Annotated in this window: 15 protein-coding genes; 10 read left to right on the top strand and 5 right to left on the bottom strand. The window is 63.6% G+C overall.

Translation table 11 applies throughout. From position 1 onward, the window contains the following. Positions 1–22: 22 nt before the first annotated feature. The 9 genes from JQ574_RS14085 to JQ574_RS14045 all read left to right on the top strand — a co-directional run bounded on the left by JQ574_RS14085 (position 23) and on the right by JQ574_RS14045 (position 9,451). Entirely contained in the window at positions 23–1,636 is a 1,614-nt protein-coding gene (locus JQ574_RS14085; protein WP_212207271.1) for a hypothetical protein, read from the top strand. 111 nt (positions 1,637–1,747) lie between these two features. Then, positions 1,748–2,170, top strand: a complete 423-nt coding sequence (locus tag JQ574_RS14080; RefSeq protein ID WP_212207272.1) for a DUF5413 family protein — start codon at positions 1,748–1,750, stop codon at positions 2,168–2,170. A gap of 80 nt (positions 2,171–2,250) precedes the next feature. After that, positions 2,251–2,994, top strand: coding sequence for a Crp/Fnr family transcriptional regulator (locus tag JQ574_RS14075; protein WP_212207273.1), 744 nt, complete (start codon positions 2,251–2,253; stop codon positions 2,992–2,994). Positions 2,995–3,223: 229 nt separating this feature from the next. Continuing rightward, positions 3,224–4,534 (top strand): M20 family metallopeptidase, encoded by a 1,311-nt coding sequence (locus JQ574_RS14070; RefSeq protein WP_212207274.1) that lies wholly within the window; start codon positions 3,224–3,226, stop codon positions 4,532–4,534. 44 nt (positions 4,535–4,578) lie between these two features. Further along, a complete protein-coding gene (locus tag JQ574_RS14065) occupies positions 4,579–5,595 on the top strand; it encodes an aliphatic sulfonate ABC transporter substrate-binding protein (protein WP_212207275.1) in 1,017 nt (338 codons plus the stop codon). Then, positions 5,592–6,422: an ABC transporter ATP-binding protein gene (locus tag JQ574_RS14060; RefSeq protein ID WP_212207276.1), complete on the top strand. Its 831-nt coding sequence runs from the start codon at positions 5,592–5,594 to the stop codon at positions 6,420–6,422. The genes JQ574_RS14065 and JQ574_RS14060 overlap by 4 nt, the downstream gene beginning before the upstream one ends. 28 nt (positions 6,423–6,450) lie before the next feature. After that, positions 6,451–7,239, top strand: coding sequence for an ABC transporter permease (locus JQ574_RS14055; protein WP_212207277.1), 789 nt, complete (start codon positions 6,451–6,453; stop codon positions 7,237–7,239). Positions 7,240–7,289: 50 nt separating this feature from the next. Next, positions 7,290–8,726, top strand: a complete 1,437-nt coding sequence (locus tag JQ574_RS14050; protein WP_312014633.1) for an allophanate hydrolase — start codon at positions 7,290–7,292, stop codon at positions 8,724–8,726. Between the two features lie 188 nt (positions 8,727–8,914). Further along, positions 8,915–9,451: a DUF4112 domain-containing protein gene (locus tag JQ574_RS14045; RefSeq protein ID WP_212207278.1), complete on the top strand. Its 537-nt coding sequence runs from the start codon at positions 8,915–8,917 to the stop codon at positions 9,449–9,451. A gap of 68 nt (positions 9,452–9,519) precedes the next feature. On the opposite strand, the gene JQ574_RS14040 is transcribed toward JQ574_RS14045, so the two are convergent. The 5 genes from JQ574_RS14040 to msrA all read right to left on the bottom strand — a co-directional run bounded on the left by JQ574_RS14040 (position 9,520) and on the right by msrA (position 12,250). Continuing rightward, the gene (locus JQ574_RS14040) at positions 9,520–9,804 is read right to left on the bottom strand and encodes a hypothetical protein (protein WP_192737574.1); all 285 of its coding nucleotides are present in this window, start codon (positions 9,802–9,804) and stop codon (positions 9,520–9,522) included. A gap of 235 nt (positions 9,805–10,039) precedes the next feature. Beyond that, positions 10,040–10,204, bottom strand: coding sequence for a DUF3309 family protein (locus JQ574_RS14035; protein WP_212207279.1), 165 nt, complete (start codon positions 10,202–10,204; stop codon positions 10,040–10,042). Positions 10,205–10,472: 268 nt separating this feature from the next. Further along, complete coding sequence (locus tag JQ574_RS14030; RefSeq protein ID WP_249119324.1) at positions 10,473–10,847, bottom strand: hypothetical protein; 375 nt, start codon at positions 10,845–10,847, stop codon at positions 10,473–10,475. 254 nt (positions 10,848–11,101) lie between these two features. After that, on the bottom strand, positions 11,102–11,506 hold the full coding sequence (gene msrB / locus JQ574_RS14025; protein WP_212207280.1) for a peptide-methionine (R)-S-oxide reductase MsrB: 405 nt from the start codon (positions 11,504–11,506) through the stop codon (positions 11,102–11,104). A 24-nt stretch (positions 11,507–11,530) separates the two neighbouring features. Next, positions 11,531–12,250, bottom strand: a complete 720-nt coding sequence (msrA, locus tag JQ574_RS14020) for a peptide-methionine (S)-S-oxide reductase MsrA (protein WP_212207281.1) — start codon at positions 12,248–12,250, stop codon at positions 11,531–11,533. A 263-nt stretch (positions 12,251–12,513) separates the two neighbouring features. Between msrA and JQ574_RS14015 the strand changes: the two genes are divergently transcribed. Then, on the top strand, positions 12,514–14,190 hold the full coding sequence (locus JQ574_RS14015) for a caspase family protein (RefSeq protein WP_212207282.1): 1,677 nt from the start codon (positions 12,514–12,516) through the stop codon (positions 14,188–14,190). Positions 14,191–14,248 lie beyond the last annotated feature (58 nt).

The following is a 14,248-nucleotide window of genomic DNA, read 5'->3' as shown; positions in this document are numbered from 1 at the left end:
AAGTCCGCATTGTTGAGTCGTTATGGCTGACTACTACCCGCTGATCGCCCGCGCCATTGCCGGACTGGACCCCAGTGCTCCCGGCGAGAGCCGCCGTGCGCTCTATGAGCGGGCCCGCTCGGCGCTGATCGCGCAGCTGCGCAGCGTGCAGCCGCCTTTGAGCGAATCGGAAATCACCCGGGAGCGGCTGTCGCTGGAAGAGGCCGTCCGCAAGGTCGAGTCCGAGGCCGCCCAGCGCGCCCGCGACGCCTCGCGGCCCGGCGGCGCCGGGGCTGCGCGTGGCGGCGACGCCTTCCGCCGCGCCAATGCGCGCCCGCCGGAATCCGGTGCGCCGGCTGCTAACCCACCCCGTCCGCGCCCGGCTTCGCCGCCGCCCGCGCGCGAACCCCGTCCGCCGTCTGGTGACGGCGACCAGCAGCGCCCGCCGCGCAATCTGCGGCCCGATGCGCCACCCCCGCCGCCACCACGCCCGCCGCAGCTGCCGCCGGGGCAGGAACCGCCGCTGCCGCCGACCCGTGAACGGTCAGGCGCGGCACGCCGCGGTCCCGATAATTCAGCGCCGCAGATGCCGCAGCCCCCTGGCATGCGCGGCTTCCGCGACATCGCCGCCGACGCCGACGATCTCGGCCGCGCCGCGGCCCAGGCCAACCGCTCGGCGCGCAAGACCTACGCCAACGTGCCCTCGCCCTCGCCGGAGTTCGACCGGCTCGAGCCGAGCATGGAGAACCGCGGCGCCGATCCGGAAGCGCCGTATTCCTATGAGGAGTCGCTCGAGGAGGCCGACCGCTATTCGCCGCAGGCTGCCCCGATGCAGCCGCCGCCGCAGCGTTCGCGGATCGGCCAAAACGGCGACCGCGAGCCGAAAAAGCCACGCCGGGTCGGCGCGGCTTTCCCGTTCAAGAGCGCGATCGCGGTCGGCATCGTGCTGATTTTGGTCGGCGCCGGTATCGTCTGGGGCAAGCAGGCGCTGACCATCGTCTCTGGCCTGTTCAAGTCGTCGCCGGTCGTCGAAGCGCCGAAGGATCCGTCGGCGCCGCAGTCGAAGCCGAAGATCCCCGATCGCGTCGGCCAGCCGTCGTCGGAGCAGGTGGCGCCGGTGGCGCAGCGCGTGGTGCTGTATGACGAGGACCCGTCCGATCCCAAGGGCAAGCAATATGTCGGCTCGGTGATCTGGCGTACCGAACCGATCAAGGCGAGCGGCAACCAGAAGCCTGACATCAGCGTGCGCGCCGACATCGAAATTCCCGACCGCAAGTTCAAGATGACGATGTCGTTCCGCCGCAACACCGACACCTCGCTCCCCGCAAGCCACACCGCGGAGCTGACCTTCATCCTGCCGCAGGATTTCTCCGGCGGCGGCGTCGGCAACGTGCCGGGCATCTTGATGAAATCCAACGAGCAGGCGCGCGGCACGCCGCTGGCGGGCCTCGCCGTGAAGGTCACCGACGGCTTCTTCCTGGTCGGCCTCTCCAACGTCGACGCCGACCGCGCCCGCAATCTGCAGCTCCTGAAGGAGCGTTCCTGGTTCGACGTGCCGCTGGTCTACGTCAACCAGCGCCGCGCCATCATCGCGATCGAAAAGGGCGCGCCGGGCGAGCGGGCGTTCAACGAGGCGTTCGCGGCCTGGGGCGAGTAGCGGGCGGCGGCGGATTGTTTCACAACGCTTCCGTCAAGCCTGTCGAATTTTTCGCAAGATCATCGTAAGACTGAGACCGCATCTGATCCCGCGATTGGAAGAGGACGGTCCATGAAACGCTATCTGATCTTCGGAGCCATCGGCCCGTTCGTCGGCGGGCTGCTGATGTTGTTCGCGATCACGATGGCTTCCGGCTACTGGGCCCAGACCGACTGGAAGGAGGTCGGGAAATTCTTCGGCACTTTCGCCAAGACGCTGCAATACAGCTATCTGTTCGGCGTCGTGCCGGCGCTGATGATCGGCGCCATCGACGACATCCTGTACCACGTGCGGCGGATTCCCTGGTGGGTGCGCCTATGCATCGTGGGCGCGATCGGATTCACGGTCACGGAGCTGCTCTACGGCTCGCGCGGCCCGGATACCGGCGTGATGCAGTTCATCCTTTACGGACTGGTCGGCGGCGTGCCCGCGGTGCTGTCGTCGTGGCTGGCGCACAGATATGCCGACGAACAGGCGCCGGTGCATTCGACATGATGCAGGGCAGGACCGTGTCGGCGTGGACACCGGTCGCCGTCCGTTTCCGGGGCCAACGAAGGCCTCGGTCCAGGGATGCAATGTCAGACATTGGGGATAAGACCGCCGGCATTCTTCTCACCGAGGCTGACGAGGCGGTCACCCGCCAACAGAGTCTGATCGGCCGCCTTCCTCAGGCGGCGCGCGAGCGCGTCGAGCGCCATGGCAGGAAACAATCCTACCAGCGCGGCGAGACATTGTTCCTTCAGGGCGATCTGCACGATGGTATCGTGATCATCGAAAGCGGCCTTGTTCGCAGCTACTACACCGCGCCTTCGGGAAAGGAGATCACCCTGGCCTACTGGTTGCCGGGCAACTTCGTCGGCGGTCCCGAAATCTTTGACGGCGGCGTTCATGTCTGGTCCGCCGTTGCGGCGAAGAACAGTACCGTCACGCATCTTCCGGGCGCGGGCTTGCGCGATCTGGCCCGCGACGTGCCGGATCTGGCGATCGAAATCATCGAGGCGCTCAGCTTCAAGGCGCGCTGCTATTCCTCGCTGGCGCAGATGCTCGGCACGCGCTCGCTGTCGCAACGCCTGGCGCAGGTCCTGCTGCATCTCGCCAAAACCTATGGCTTTGACGAAGAATCCAGTGACGGCGGCATCGTGATCGCAGCCGCCTTTACCCATGCCGAAATCGCGAATCTCATTGGTGCGACGCGGCAATGGGTCACCATCAGCCTCAACCGGATGCAGAAAGAGGGCGTGCTTCGGCAGAAGCGGGGCATGCTCGTGATCCAGCGTCTTGATCTGCTTACAGCAGCAGCATCCGCCGACGACGACTAGCGCTCTTCAGCGACGGCGCGTCCTACGTCATCTGGACGGGTCCGCTGCCCAGCGACCCCGCATCGGAACACCGTAGGAAATTTTCTGACAGAGCAAAGAGGCCATGCCCCAAAGACATTTTATGCTGGAATCATAGGGGGCTACCGCTCGCCCACCGCTTCGCACGCAGCGACAGAGCCGCTGGCACATGCCTTGCTATTGCACCTGGTGAAGAAGCCAGGGGACAGCCATGCAGACGACGGTGGATGTGATTGAGCAGGACGGCCTTACCGAGATTGAGCGGCTTGTGCTGGATCGCATCACCGAAAAAGCCTGGCTCGATCTGACCTGCGAACTGGTTCCCGCCGGCCAGCCGGAAGCCGAGAACCCGCTGGATCCGGACGAGGCGCCGGCGCGGGAAGAGGGCGCGGCCCTCTTCATCGCCGGCAAGCTGCGGGAGATGGGATTTGCGGTCACGTTCCCGACCAAGCGCGAGGGCCGGCCGAACGTTGTTGGAATCCTTGAAGGCGCCGGCGGCGGTCCATCCTTGATTCTCAACGATCATCTCGACACCTACCCGGCAGGCGACTGGAATGCCTGGACGATGACCGGTGGCCATCCGTTTCGTCCGACCCGCCATGGCGACAGGCTTTACGCACGGGGCACATCCGACACGCGAGGCAACCTTGCATGCACGTTGCTGGCCGCGCGCGCCATCCGCGAAGCCGGCGTGAAGCTGCGCGGTACGCTCAAATGCGTCTACACCGCGGATGAAGAAAAGAACGGCCCCGACGGTTCGATCTTTCTGCTGGACGAATGCGGGCTCGATGCCGATTACACCATCGTCTGCGAGCCGACCGGCTGGACCAAACCTGACGGCCGATCGGGCATGGGCATTGCGGTCGCCAACGGCGGAAATTTCCTGGTCGAGATCGAAACCCACGGCGTCAAGACTCACATCTGGAGGCCTGACACCGGGGTCAATGCCGTCGCCAAGATGGTGCGGCTGCTCACGGCGCTGGAGACCATGACGTTCACCCATACGCCCGCGAGAATTGCGGGAGGCACGCGGCCGATGACGGCGCTGGTCCGGGTGCAGGGCGGCGTGAAGCGGGAGATGCAGTTCACGCCCGACATCGCCCGTGCGGTGATCGCAGTCGTCGGCATCCTGCCCGGCATGACGCCCGACAGCGTGATGGCGGACGTGCAGGCCGTGATCGCTGCCGAGACGGCCAGCGATCCGGAGCTGAAGGCGACGGCGCGGCCCTATCCCGGTGCGCTGTTCGTCGACGGCACGCTGGAGCAGGACGAGAATATGAATCCCACTGCCTCGCTCGGGCGCGCTTACAAGCGGATTTACGGCGAAGCGCCGGCGATCTATCGCAAGAACGCCTTCAACGACACCATCCGGTTCGCGGAGCGGGGACGTGCCGCCATCACCTTCGGTCCTGGTGAGGACGGTTGGCCGCCGATCAACGAATACATCCACATCGGCAAGTCGGTCGCGGCGACGAAAATCCTCGCGCTCACGGTTCTCGACCTCGTCGGCGCCGTCGCATGACTGCCCGCCCGCTCACGCATTCCGCTCAGCAAAGGAGACGACCCATGACCCGCCTGACCCGGTGGTTGGCGCTTTTCGCCAGTATCGCCTTCGCCCCGCTTGGCGCGGCATCAGCCCAGGATCTGAAGCCGATCAGAATCGGATTCCAGACCGGTGAGATCAACGTCATCCTTTCCTACGCGTTGGGCTCCGGACTGTTCAAGGCTGGCGGCCTCGACGTGAAGACCGCGCAGTTCCCGGCCGGCCCGGCAATGCTTCCAGCCATTGCGGCAGGCGAGGTCGATCTGGCATGGATGGGGGAATTCCCCGCGGTCACCGGCTACTCCAACGGTCTTGCGATCCAGATCCTGTTCATGGAGCGGATCGACGCCACCAACGTGCGCCTTGCGGCCAATCCCGCTTCGGGCATCAAGGAACTGACCGACCTCAAGGGCAAGCGCATTGGCGTCGCCACGGGATCGACGAGCCACTACCATTTGCTGCGGGCGCTCGAGAAAGCCCGCCTGAAAGCAACCGACGTCACCCTCATCAACCTCACGCCGGCGAACATGCCGCCGGCCTATGTGGCCGGGCAGATCGATGCCGCCTTCGTGTGGGAGCCGAATGTCGGTGCCATCGAGCGTGCCGGCGCAAAGCCGATCGCGACGACAAAAAGTCTCGGCATGATTACCGGCGGTGTTTGGGCCGCGCGGAAAGCGTTCACCGACGGCAGCCCGGAAACCGTGCAGCTTTTCCTGAAGATCTGGGACCAGGCCCAGAAGGACTACAAGGCCAAGCCGGCCGAGGTGCGTCAGTATGAGGCCAAGCGGGTCGACATGGCTCCGGAACAGTTCGACAAGCTCATCGAGGGGCAGGGTGCAGCCCATCCAACCTTCGAGCAAATTCTGACGGCCGATTTCATGGGACCTCCGGGCCAGGAAGCGAACTCGCGGCTCGGCAAGCATCTGCAGGGCATTGCGGCCTTTCTTGTCGAGGAGAAACGCATCCAGGCCGCCCCCACCGACTGGTCGGGATTGCTTTATACCAAGCCGGTTCAGGCCTATCGTGCGAGCCTCAAATGAACACGGGCGCCCGCGTCTTGAGCATCGTACCTGACAAGACCGTGGGATTGGCGGCGGACGAAACCGGCGCGTCCGCTGCGGTCAAGCCGATGCTCAAATTCGAGCGCGTCGGTTTCGAGTATGACCGCCGCTCGATCATGAGCAACGTCTCCTTCGCTATCCGCCCCGGTGAACTCGTCGCGTTGCTCGGGCCATCCGGTTGCGGCAAGACGACGATACTCAACCTGGTGGCGGGTTTCCTCCAGCCGACCGAAGGTGTCGCGTTCATCGACAACCGCGAGATCGCCGGGCCGGGTCCGGATCGCGGCGTGGTATTTCAGGCTGCCGCACTGTTCAACTGGATGACAGTTGCGGACAATATTTCCTTCAGCCTGCGCTGCGCCGGCCGCCCGAAGGCGGAGCGCCAGCAGGTCGCGGAAGAAATGGCGGCGCTGGTCGGCCTCTCCGGCTTCGAGAATTCCTATCCCTACCAGCTCTCAGGTGGCATGCGGCAGCGGGTCGGGCTTGCCCGCGTGCTCGCCGCGAAGCCAAAAGTCATGCTGATGGACGAGCCGTTCTCCGCCCTCGACGTGCAGACACGGGAAGTGTTGCAGGAGGAGGTGCTGCGCATTCGCGAGCGCACCGGTTGCACGATTCTCTTCGTCACCCACAGCATCGACGAGGCGGTATTCCTCGGCGACCGGATTTTTCTGCTCACCGATCTGAAGGACGGCTCATTCGACGAGTTCGCAGTCGATCTGCCGTCTCCGCGTGATACCGGCGAGAACCGTTTGCATCCGTCGTTCATTCGGCTGCGCGAGATGATCTACCGGAAGATGCGCCATTGACCGTTTTCATTCGCCGTGAGGGTTTTGCATGAATTCCACCGCGCTCAAGGCACGGCGCCAGTATGTGGCGCTCGCGATCCTCTCGCCGCTCGCGATTTTCTTGCTCTGGACCTTCGTTACGATGCAGGGCGCCGTGCCGCCGACCATCCTGCCGTCGCCGGGAGCGGTCGCGACAAGCTTCCTCGACATGATTCAGCGCGGTTATTCCGGCGTCGGAATCTGGACGCATATCGGCGCCAGCCTTTGGCGGGTTGGTATCGCGTTTGTGGCCGGCTCGGTGCTCGGTATTTCGCTGGGGCTGCTGCGCGGACGTGTTCCGGCCATCGATGCGCTTTTCATCGTGCCGTCCGAACTGGTGCGGCCGATTCCGCCGCTCGGCCTCATTCCGCTGTTCATCCTGTGGTTCGGCATCGGGGAACTATCCAAGATATTGTTGATCTTCCTTTCGGTCTTTCTGATCATGATGGTGAACGCACAAGCCGGCTCGCGCTCCTGCGCGCTCGACGCGCTCCGGGCGGCGCAATCGATGGGCGCCAGCCGCTGGCAGACATTCCGCTTTGTCGTGCTGCCTTCCGCTTTCCCGCAGATCAGGACTGGCCTGCGCATCTCCATGGGCACGGCGCTGACGATCCTGGTCGCCTCCGAACTTCTTGGCGGCGATCGCGGGCTTGGTTTTGTGATCCTCGATGCGAGCAGCTTCTTCCGTACCACCTATGTTTTTGCGGGCATCATTCTGATCGGCCTCATCGGTCTGATCAGTGACCGGGGCATTGCCTATCTCGCGCGGCGCATCGTGCACTGGGAAGGCAAGAGTTGATTTCGCCGACCTTCCAACGAACTCGCCTGCTTTTTTAGAGGAAACCCACCGTGGCATGTTCCGCGACGACCATGTCGGACCTTTCGGCAATTCCGTTGAACCTGAAGTCTGTTCGCGAGGCCCGCCGGGCGGGCGCGCGTGCGGATGATCTGGTCGCTGAAGCCTGCCGGCGCGCGCAGGCCGTGGTTGGGGACGGTATTTTCACCGCGCTTGTGCCGCCCGAAGATGCCGTTGCGCGCGCTCATGCGCTGCAACGGCGCGCCGACGGCGGCGAGAGTCTCCCGCTGCTCGGTGTGCCCTTTGCGGTCAAGGACAACATTCACGTCGCGGGCATGGTCACAACGAGCAATTGCCCGGGCCTCTCCATCATGCCGGAGGAAACGGCTCACGCGGTCCAACTCCTCGAGCAGGCGGGAGCTGTTCTCATCGGCAAGAACACGATGGATCAGTTTGCAACGGGACTGAATGGCACACGCAGTCCGGAGCCGCTCTGCCGTAACGCGATACATCCGAACTACATCCCGGGCGGATCCAGCTCGGGATCTGCGGTCGCGGTGGCGCGCGATATCGTCGCATTCTCGCTCGGGAGCGACACCGGTGGATCGGGGCGCGTGCCGGCAGCTTGTAACGGGATCGTCGGTCTGAAGCCCACGATCGGTCTCGTGAGTTCGCGTGGACTGCTCTACAACAACCGCTTCCTCGATTGCGTTCCGATCTTCGCGAGAAGCATTGCGGACGCTTACGAGGTTCTGGAGCTCATCGCAGCTCATGACAGCCGCGACCCGTTCAGCCGTCCGGATGCCGGGCGGATCGACGTGACGGCCAAAGCGCCTTCGCTAAAGGCGCTCGCGACCCCAAGAAAGAGCCAGTTGCGTTTCTTTGGTGACGCGGATTCGGCGCACACCTTCGAGGCCAATCTCGACCGGCTCGTCGCGCTCGGGTTCTCGCTGACCGAGATCGATTTCGATCCGTTTGAGGAAGCGGGGCGGCTGGTGTTCCAGTCGGCGATGGTGGCCGAGCGGCTTTGTGATTATGGCGACGTCATCGCCAACCGGCGCGATGCCATTCATCCGGCGGTTTGGGCGGCGATAGAACCCGGATTGGCGTTTAGCGCCAAGGACGCGTTCCAGACGCTCTATGAAGTCAAGCGCCTGCAGCGCGTGGCGTCGAACAGCCTTGCGGGGTTCGCTGCGCTGGTCGTGCCGACGATCCCGACCATCTTCACCATCGAGGAGATGCTGGCCGAACCGATGGGACGCAATACCATCATGGGCACTTACACCTATTTCGTGAATCCACTCGATCTTTGCGCGGTATCAGTGCCGGGTGTGACGCGCCAGGACGGACTGCCGTCAGCCCTGTGTTTTGCCGGACGCGCCGGCGAAGATGGAACGTTGCGCGCAATGGCACGCAGTTTCGAGGCCGCTCTTTCGCGGCGGCCGTCATTGCCTGCGACAAACGCGAAGCGTTTGCGCAAGGGAGCGTAGCGACGAAGCATCCATTCTTGCGGTGCGGCCACAGGGATTGCTTCGCGGAGCCTGTCATCGGGCGCGCGTTCGCGCGACCCGGTGGCTCGCAATGACGGACTATGTGGCCCAGACCTCAGATGCCACAGGGCGCAAGGGGAAAGCGATAATTTGACGCAACTTGCGCACGCCTTTTGCGTTACCATCTGATGGCCATGTCAAACGACGATATTTTTGTACCCAACAGCACCCGCACCGAACGTCCCTCGCAGGGCCGCGCGAAGGGCCGTGGGCCTGTGATCGACCAGGAGGGGCGCGAAATCCCCGATGAGAGCCTGCGCGGGCAGTTCGAGGGTTTCCGGATCGACTTCGGGAATTCCAGCGCCAACCCGTTCGGCAATCTCACCCGCGAGCAGCGGCTGGCGCGGCTGGAAGCGATTTCGAAACTGCTCGACGTCGCCTTCATCGTACCGGGCACCAATATCCGCTACGGCATCGACGGCCTGATCGGGCTGATCCCTGTCGTCGGTGACATCATCACGACCGCAATCTCGCTGTGGCTGGTGCGCGAGGCGCGCGCGCTCGGCGCGCCCTGGCACATCACGACGCGGATGCTGGCCAATGTCGCGCTCGACGGCGTGGTCGGCCTGGTGCCGGTCGCGGGCGACGCCTTCGACGTCATGTTCCGCGCCAACGTTCGCAACGTGCGGATGCTCAAGCGCTGGCTCGACAAGCAACCGCGGTAATCAACTTCACACGCGCGAAAAAATGCCCCCGGACATCGTCCGAGGGCAGACAGCTCGAAAGCTTGCTGTTACGCAGCGTCGGCGTTGGTTTCGGTCGCGGCGGGCGCGCGGGGACGGCGCGTCAGCGGGAAGGCCTCGCTCTCATAGAGCGTGCGGATGCCGCTCTGGTCGAAGCGCGCTTCCTCGACCTGCAGATACGCGCCGTTCAGCGAGTCCGCCGGCAGCTCCTCGATCGCGAAGCGAACCGCTTCGGCCGCGGTGCCAAAACGCCGATATGCAAAGCCAGCCCGCTTCTTCTTGCGGATCGCGGCAGGAAACAGTTCGGCAGCGGTATCGTAGCTGAATGGACGCATGGTTTGTGACCTCAATCTTTTTGGCTCGTTCGTCGAGCGAGTGGGGATTGGATGACGGTGGGCCGCTATCCCGGGCGGCGCGCCGTGCACGTCATTTCGACCCCCAATATAAGCCTGTTTGACAGAAATGCGACTCCTGATGCGCAGATCGGGGGTGATGCTGAATCTGCGCATGGCTGGCTTTGGGCCCGCTTCGGACCGAAATAAGTCCTGTTATTTCAATTGGTTACGGCGCCTAAAGTTTGCCGAGCAGCACCAGGATGATCAGCACGATCAGGATCACCCCGACAAGCCCCATGCCGGAATGGCCAAGACCATAGCCATAGCCGCGAAAACGGCCGGAGAAGCCGCCCAAGAGGAAAATAATCAGGATGATGATGAGGATCGTGCCCAGCGACATCGCGACCTCCTGAAAGCGTGGCCGGCGTCAGGTGAAAACGCCCCGCGGCCCGGAGCAAAGCATACTCCAGGCCGCGAGTCCTCGCTCCGCCGAAACCTTGGGAGAGTGTCATTGCCGCTGGCGCTTCTTCCCCTCTCCCCTTGTGGGAGAGGGTGGATCGAATGAGCGCCAGCTCATTCGAGACGGGTGAGGGGTCTGTCTCCGCGGATGCAAACCCCTCATCCGGCGCTTCGCGCCACCTTCTCCCACAGGGGGAGAAGGAAGGAGATCATTTCTTCGTCTCGTCGATCGGCAGCACCTTCAGCGGTGTCGCATAGGGCTCGACGCGCAGCGAGTCCGACGCGAGCAGGCCGATCTTGTGCAGCGGCGCCTGTTCGAGGTCGCCGCTGGCCGATTTGTGCACGGCGTAGCGCCAGACGCTCATCGAGCCCTTGGCCACCAGCATCTTGGCGATGCCGCCGGCGTTCTTGCCGTCCATCTGCGCCAGATCGTCCTCGGCGATGCCGATGACGATTTCATCCTTGGCGGTAATGACCTTGAACAGGGAGACCTTGTCGGCGGCAAAAGCGGGCTGGATCACAACGCTCTCCATGATGAGGGTGGCTGCGCCGAGACCGAGCAGCAGACGTTTCGATAATTGCATCTGAACTTTCCTTGTTTGCGCGCCGGGCAAACCGGAGAAGCCCCCCTGAAAAATGAAAAACCCCGCGCGACCAGCTCTTGGTCGCACGGGGTGGGAAATGAGTTCGAATGGAATTGAAGATAAAGAGGCCTTTAGACCGACCACTGTCATTGCCGGGCTTGACCCGGCAATCCATCACCTTGAGAAATGCTTCTTCTCGATGGATGCCCGGCACAAGGCCGGGCATGACGAGTAGGAGACAACGGCGACTGAAGCTACTTCGGCTGCAGCTTCAGTGCGGCCGAATTGATGCAGTAGCGCAGGCCGGTCGGGCCGGGGCCGTCCTCGAAGACGTGGCCGAGATGGCCATTGCATTTCGAGCACAAAACCTCGGTGCGGATCATGCCGTGGCTGATGTCGCGTTCCTCGTCGACATGGCTGTCGACAGCGGGTGCGGTAAAGCTCGGCCAGCCGCAGCCGGAATCGAACTTGGCGTCGGATTCGAACAGCGTCTGCCCGCAGCCGGCGCAGGTATAGGTGCCCTTGCGGTGCTCATGCTCGTATTCGCCGGAGAACGGCCGCTCGGTCGCCTTTTCGCGCAGCACCGCATACTGCATCGGCGTCAGCTCGCGGCGCCACTCGGCCTCGCTCTTCTCGACCTTGGTCTTGGTGTCGGACATGGAGTCTCCTTTGAATTTGGTCCCTCAGTTGCTGGTCTTCGCACTGCTCACCAGCGTCGGCTTGTCGAGATAGTCGCTCGCAAAGATCTTCTTGAGGTTATGGACCTTCGGGATATCGTTGAAGGCTATATAGGGCTGGTTCGGGTGCCGCGTCATGTAGTCCTGGTGATAGGCCTCAGCCGCGTAAAACGCCTCCAGCGGGCCGACCTTGGTCACGATCGGCTTCTTGTAGACCTTGGCGGCGTTGAGCTGGGCGATATAAGCCTCCGCGACCTTTTTCTGCTCGTCGCTGGTGGTGAAGATCGCCGAGCGATATTGCGAGCCGGTGTCCGGGCCCTGGCGGTTCAGCTGGGTCGGATCGTGCACGACCGAGAAGAAGATCTGCAGGATCTTGCCGTAGCTGATCTTCTTCGGGTCGTATTTGACCTCGACCACTTCCGCATGCGCCGTGGTCCCCATCGAGACCAGATTGTAGTCGGCGGTCGCCTTGGTGCCGCCGGCGTAACCGGACACGGCGTTGACCACGCCCGCGGTGTGCTGGAACACGCCCTGGACGCCCCAGAAGCAACCGCCGGCAAGGACCGCGGTCTGGAGGCCGCCGGCCGGCTGCACGTCGGCGGCGGGCGGGGGGATGATCACGGCTTCTTCCGCGGCGCGCGAGGGGGTGACGGCGAACGCGGCAATGGCAAGCGCGCCGATGGCGGCGGCGCACAGCGAAAGGCGGCTGGATCGGCGAGGGGACATGGTTTCCTCTTGGGGCTGTTGGAAGGCAGTTTAGAGCGGGAGCCGCGTTTCGCAATCGGCGCAGCTCCCTCCGATACGCCGAGATACGGGCAAGGGCTCATTTTGTTACGGCCGGCGGCACACGAGTTCGTGAATAAAACCGCGTCGGCGCAACACGTTAGGCGCGATGTTTGGCCACGCTTGACCGAATCCGGCGCAACTTCCCACAATGAACCGCCGGCAGCCTCCGGCGACCAAAATTCATGCGCCGGAGCGTTTCACTGATGTTGCGCGCCTTTTTCCTGGTCATCGTCACCCTTGTCGCCGCCGGCTCCGCGCAGGCGGCGGGCGATATCGACACCTGCCGGAATAAGGATGCGGAACCGGTCGCAAGATTGGCCGCCTGCGAGACCGTCATTGCCGACAACAAAATGCCCGCCAAAGCCAGGGCGGGCGCTCTCGCCGTTCGCGGCGAGGCGCTGATCAAGAAGCGCGACTATGACGGCGGGATCGCTGCCTATACCGCGGCGATCGATCTGGTTCCCGATAACGCCGGATACATCAACATGCGCGGCCTCGCCTATAGCAGCAAGGGCGATGACGAACGGGCCCTGGCCGACTACGCGCAGAGCTCGAAGCTGCAGCCGAATTTCTCGAGCCCCCACAACAACCGCGCCCTTATTTTCATGCGTCAGGGCGACCTGCAGCGCGCCCTCACCGAACTCGATTCCGCCGTCAGGCTCGCGAACAACGACGCCAGCCGTTACAATCACCGCTTCAACCGGGGACGCGTGCAGACGTACCGCAAGCAATATGATGCGGCGCTCGCCGATTTCGCCGAGGCGAAAAAGATCAATCCCGATGCCCCGCAGGTCGCGGCCTACCGTTGCATCACCTACACCGAGATCAGGAAGTTTGACGAAGCGATCGCGGATTGCAACGTGGCGTTGGCCCACACGCCGAATTCGGTCTATGCGATGACCAGCCGCGGCAATGTCTATCTGGCAAAGGGAGACCTCGACGCGGCGCTGAAGGATTACAACGAGGCGCTCAAGATCAACCCGAACAATATCCGCGCCCGTGCCAACCGCGGCAAGGTGTTCGAGAAGCGCGGCGACCTCGTGGGCGCGCGCAGCGAATATCGCTCGGCGAGCGCGGCCCTGACCAAGTTCGATGATATCGACGCCGCCATTGCCCGCCGCTTTGCCAAGGAGCGGCTGGCGGCGCTGACGGCCGCAGCCCCTGCATCATCAGGTCCGCGCAAGGTCGCCTTGATCGTCGGCAACAGCGCCTACAAGAACGTGCAGCCGCTCGCCAATCCGGCGCGCGACGCCAAATTGATCGCGTCCACGCTTCGCGACCTCGGCTTTGCGACCGTGACGTTGGCGCCGGACCTCACCCGCGACAGATTTTTCGCGGCCCTGCATGAGTTCGGGACCCAAGCCGAAAAAGCCGATTGGGCGGTGGTCTATTATGCCGGTCACGGCATGGAGATCGGTGGCGTCAACTACCTGATCCCGACCGACGCCAAGCTCGCCGCCGACCGCGATGCGGAGACGCAAGCCGTCGCGCTGGAGCAATTGATCGCTGCGGTCTCCGGCGCGCGCAAGCTGCGGCTGGTGATACTCGATGCCTGCCGCGACAATCCGTTCGAAAAGAACATGCAGCGGACCATTGCGCTGAAGCTGGTCAACAAGGGCTTTTCCAACATCGAGCCGGAGGCCGGCTTCATGGTGGTCTACGCCGCCAAGCACGGCGAGACCGCGCTCGACGGCGATTCCGTCAACAGCCCGTTCGCGACCGTGCTGGCGCGTGAACTCAAGACGCCCAAGGTCGAGGTGCGGAAACTGTTCGATATCGTCCGCGACGATGTCTGGACGATGACCAAGCGCGCGCAACAGCCCTTCACCTACGGCTCGCCGCCGGGCAGGGAAGATTTTTATTTCGTGGCGGAGAAGTGACGTACTATCGTGCGAAACGCCTTGCGTGCTCCGACGAGATGGCCACTCAGCTCGAGGC

The organism is Bradyrhizobium sp. AUGA SZCCT0158 (genome assembly GCF_018130065.1).
Lineage (GTDB): Bacteria > Pseudomonadota > Alphaproteobacteria > Rhizobiales > Xanthobacteraceae > Bradyrhizobium.
Note: the sequence above shows the minus strand (reverse complement) of the source record. Positions and strands in the feature narration are given on the sequence as shown.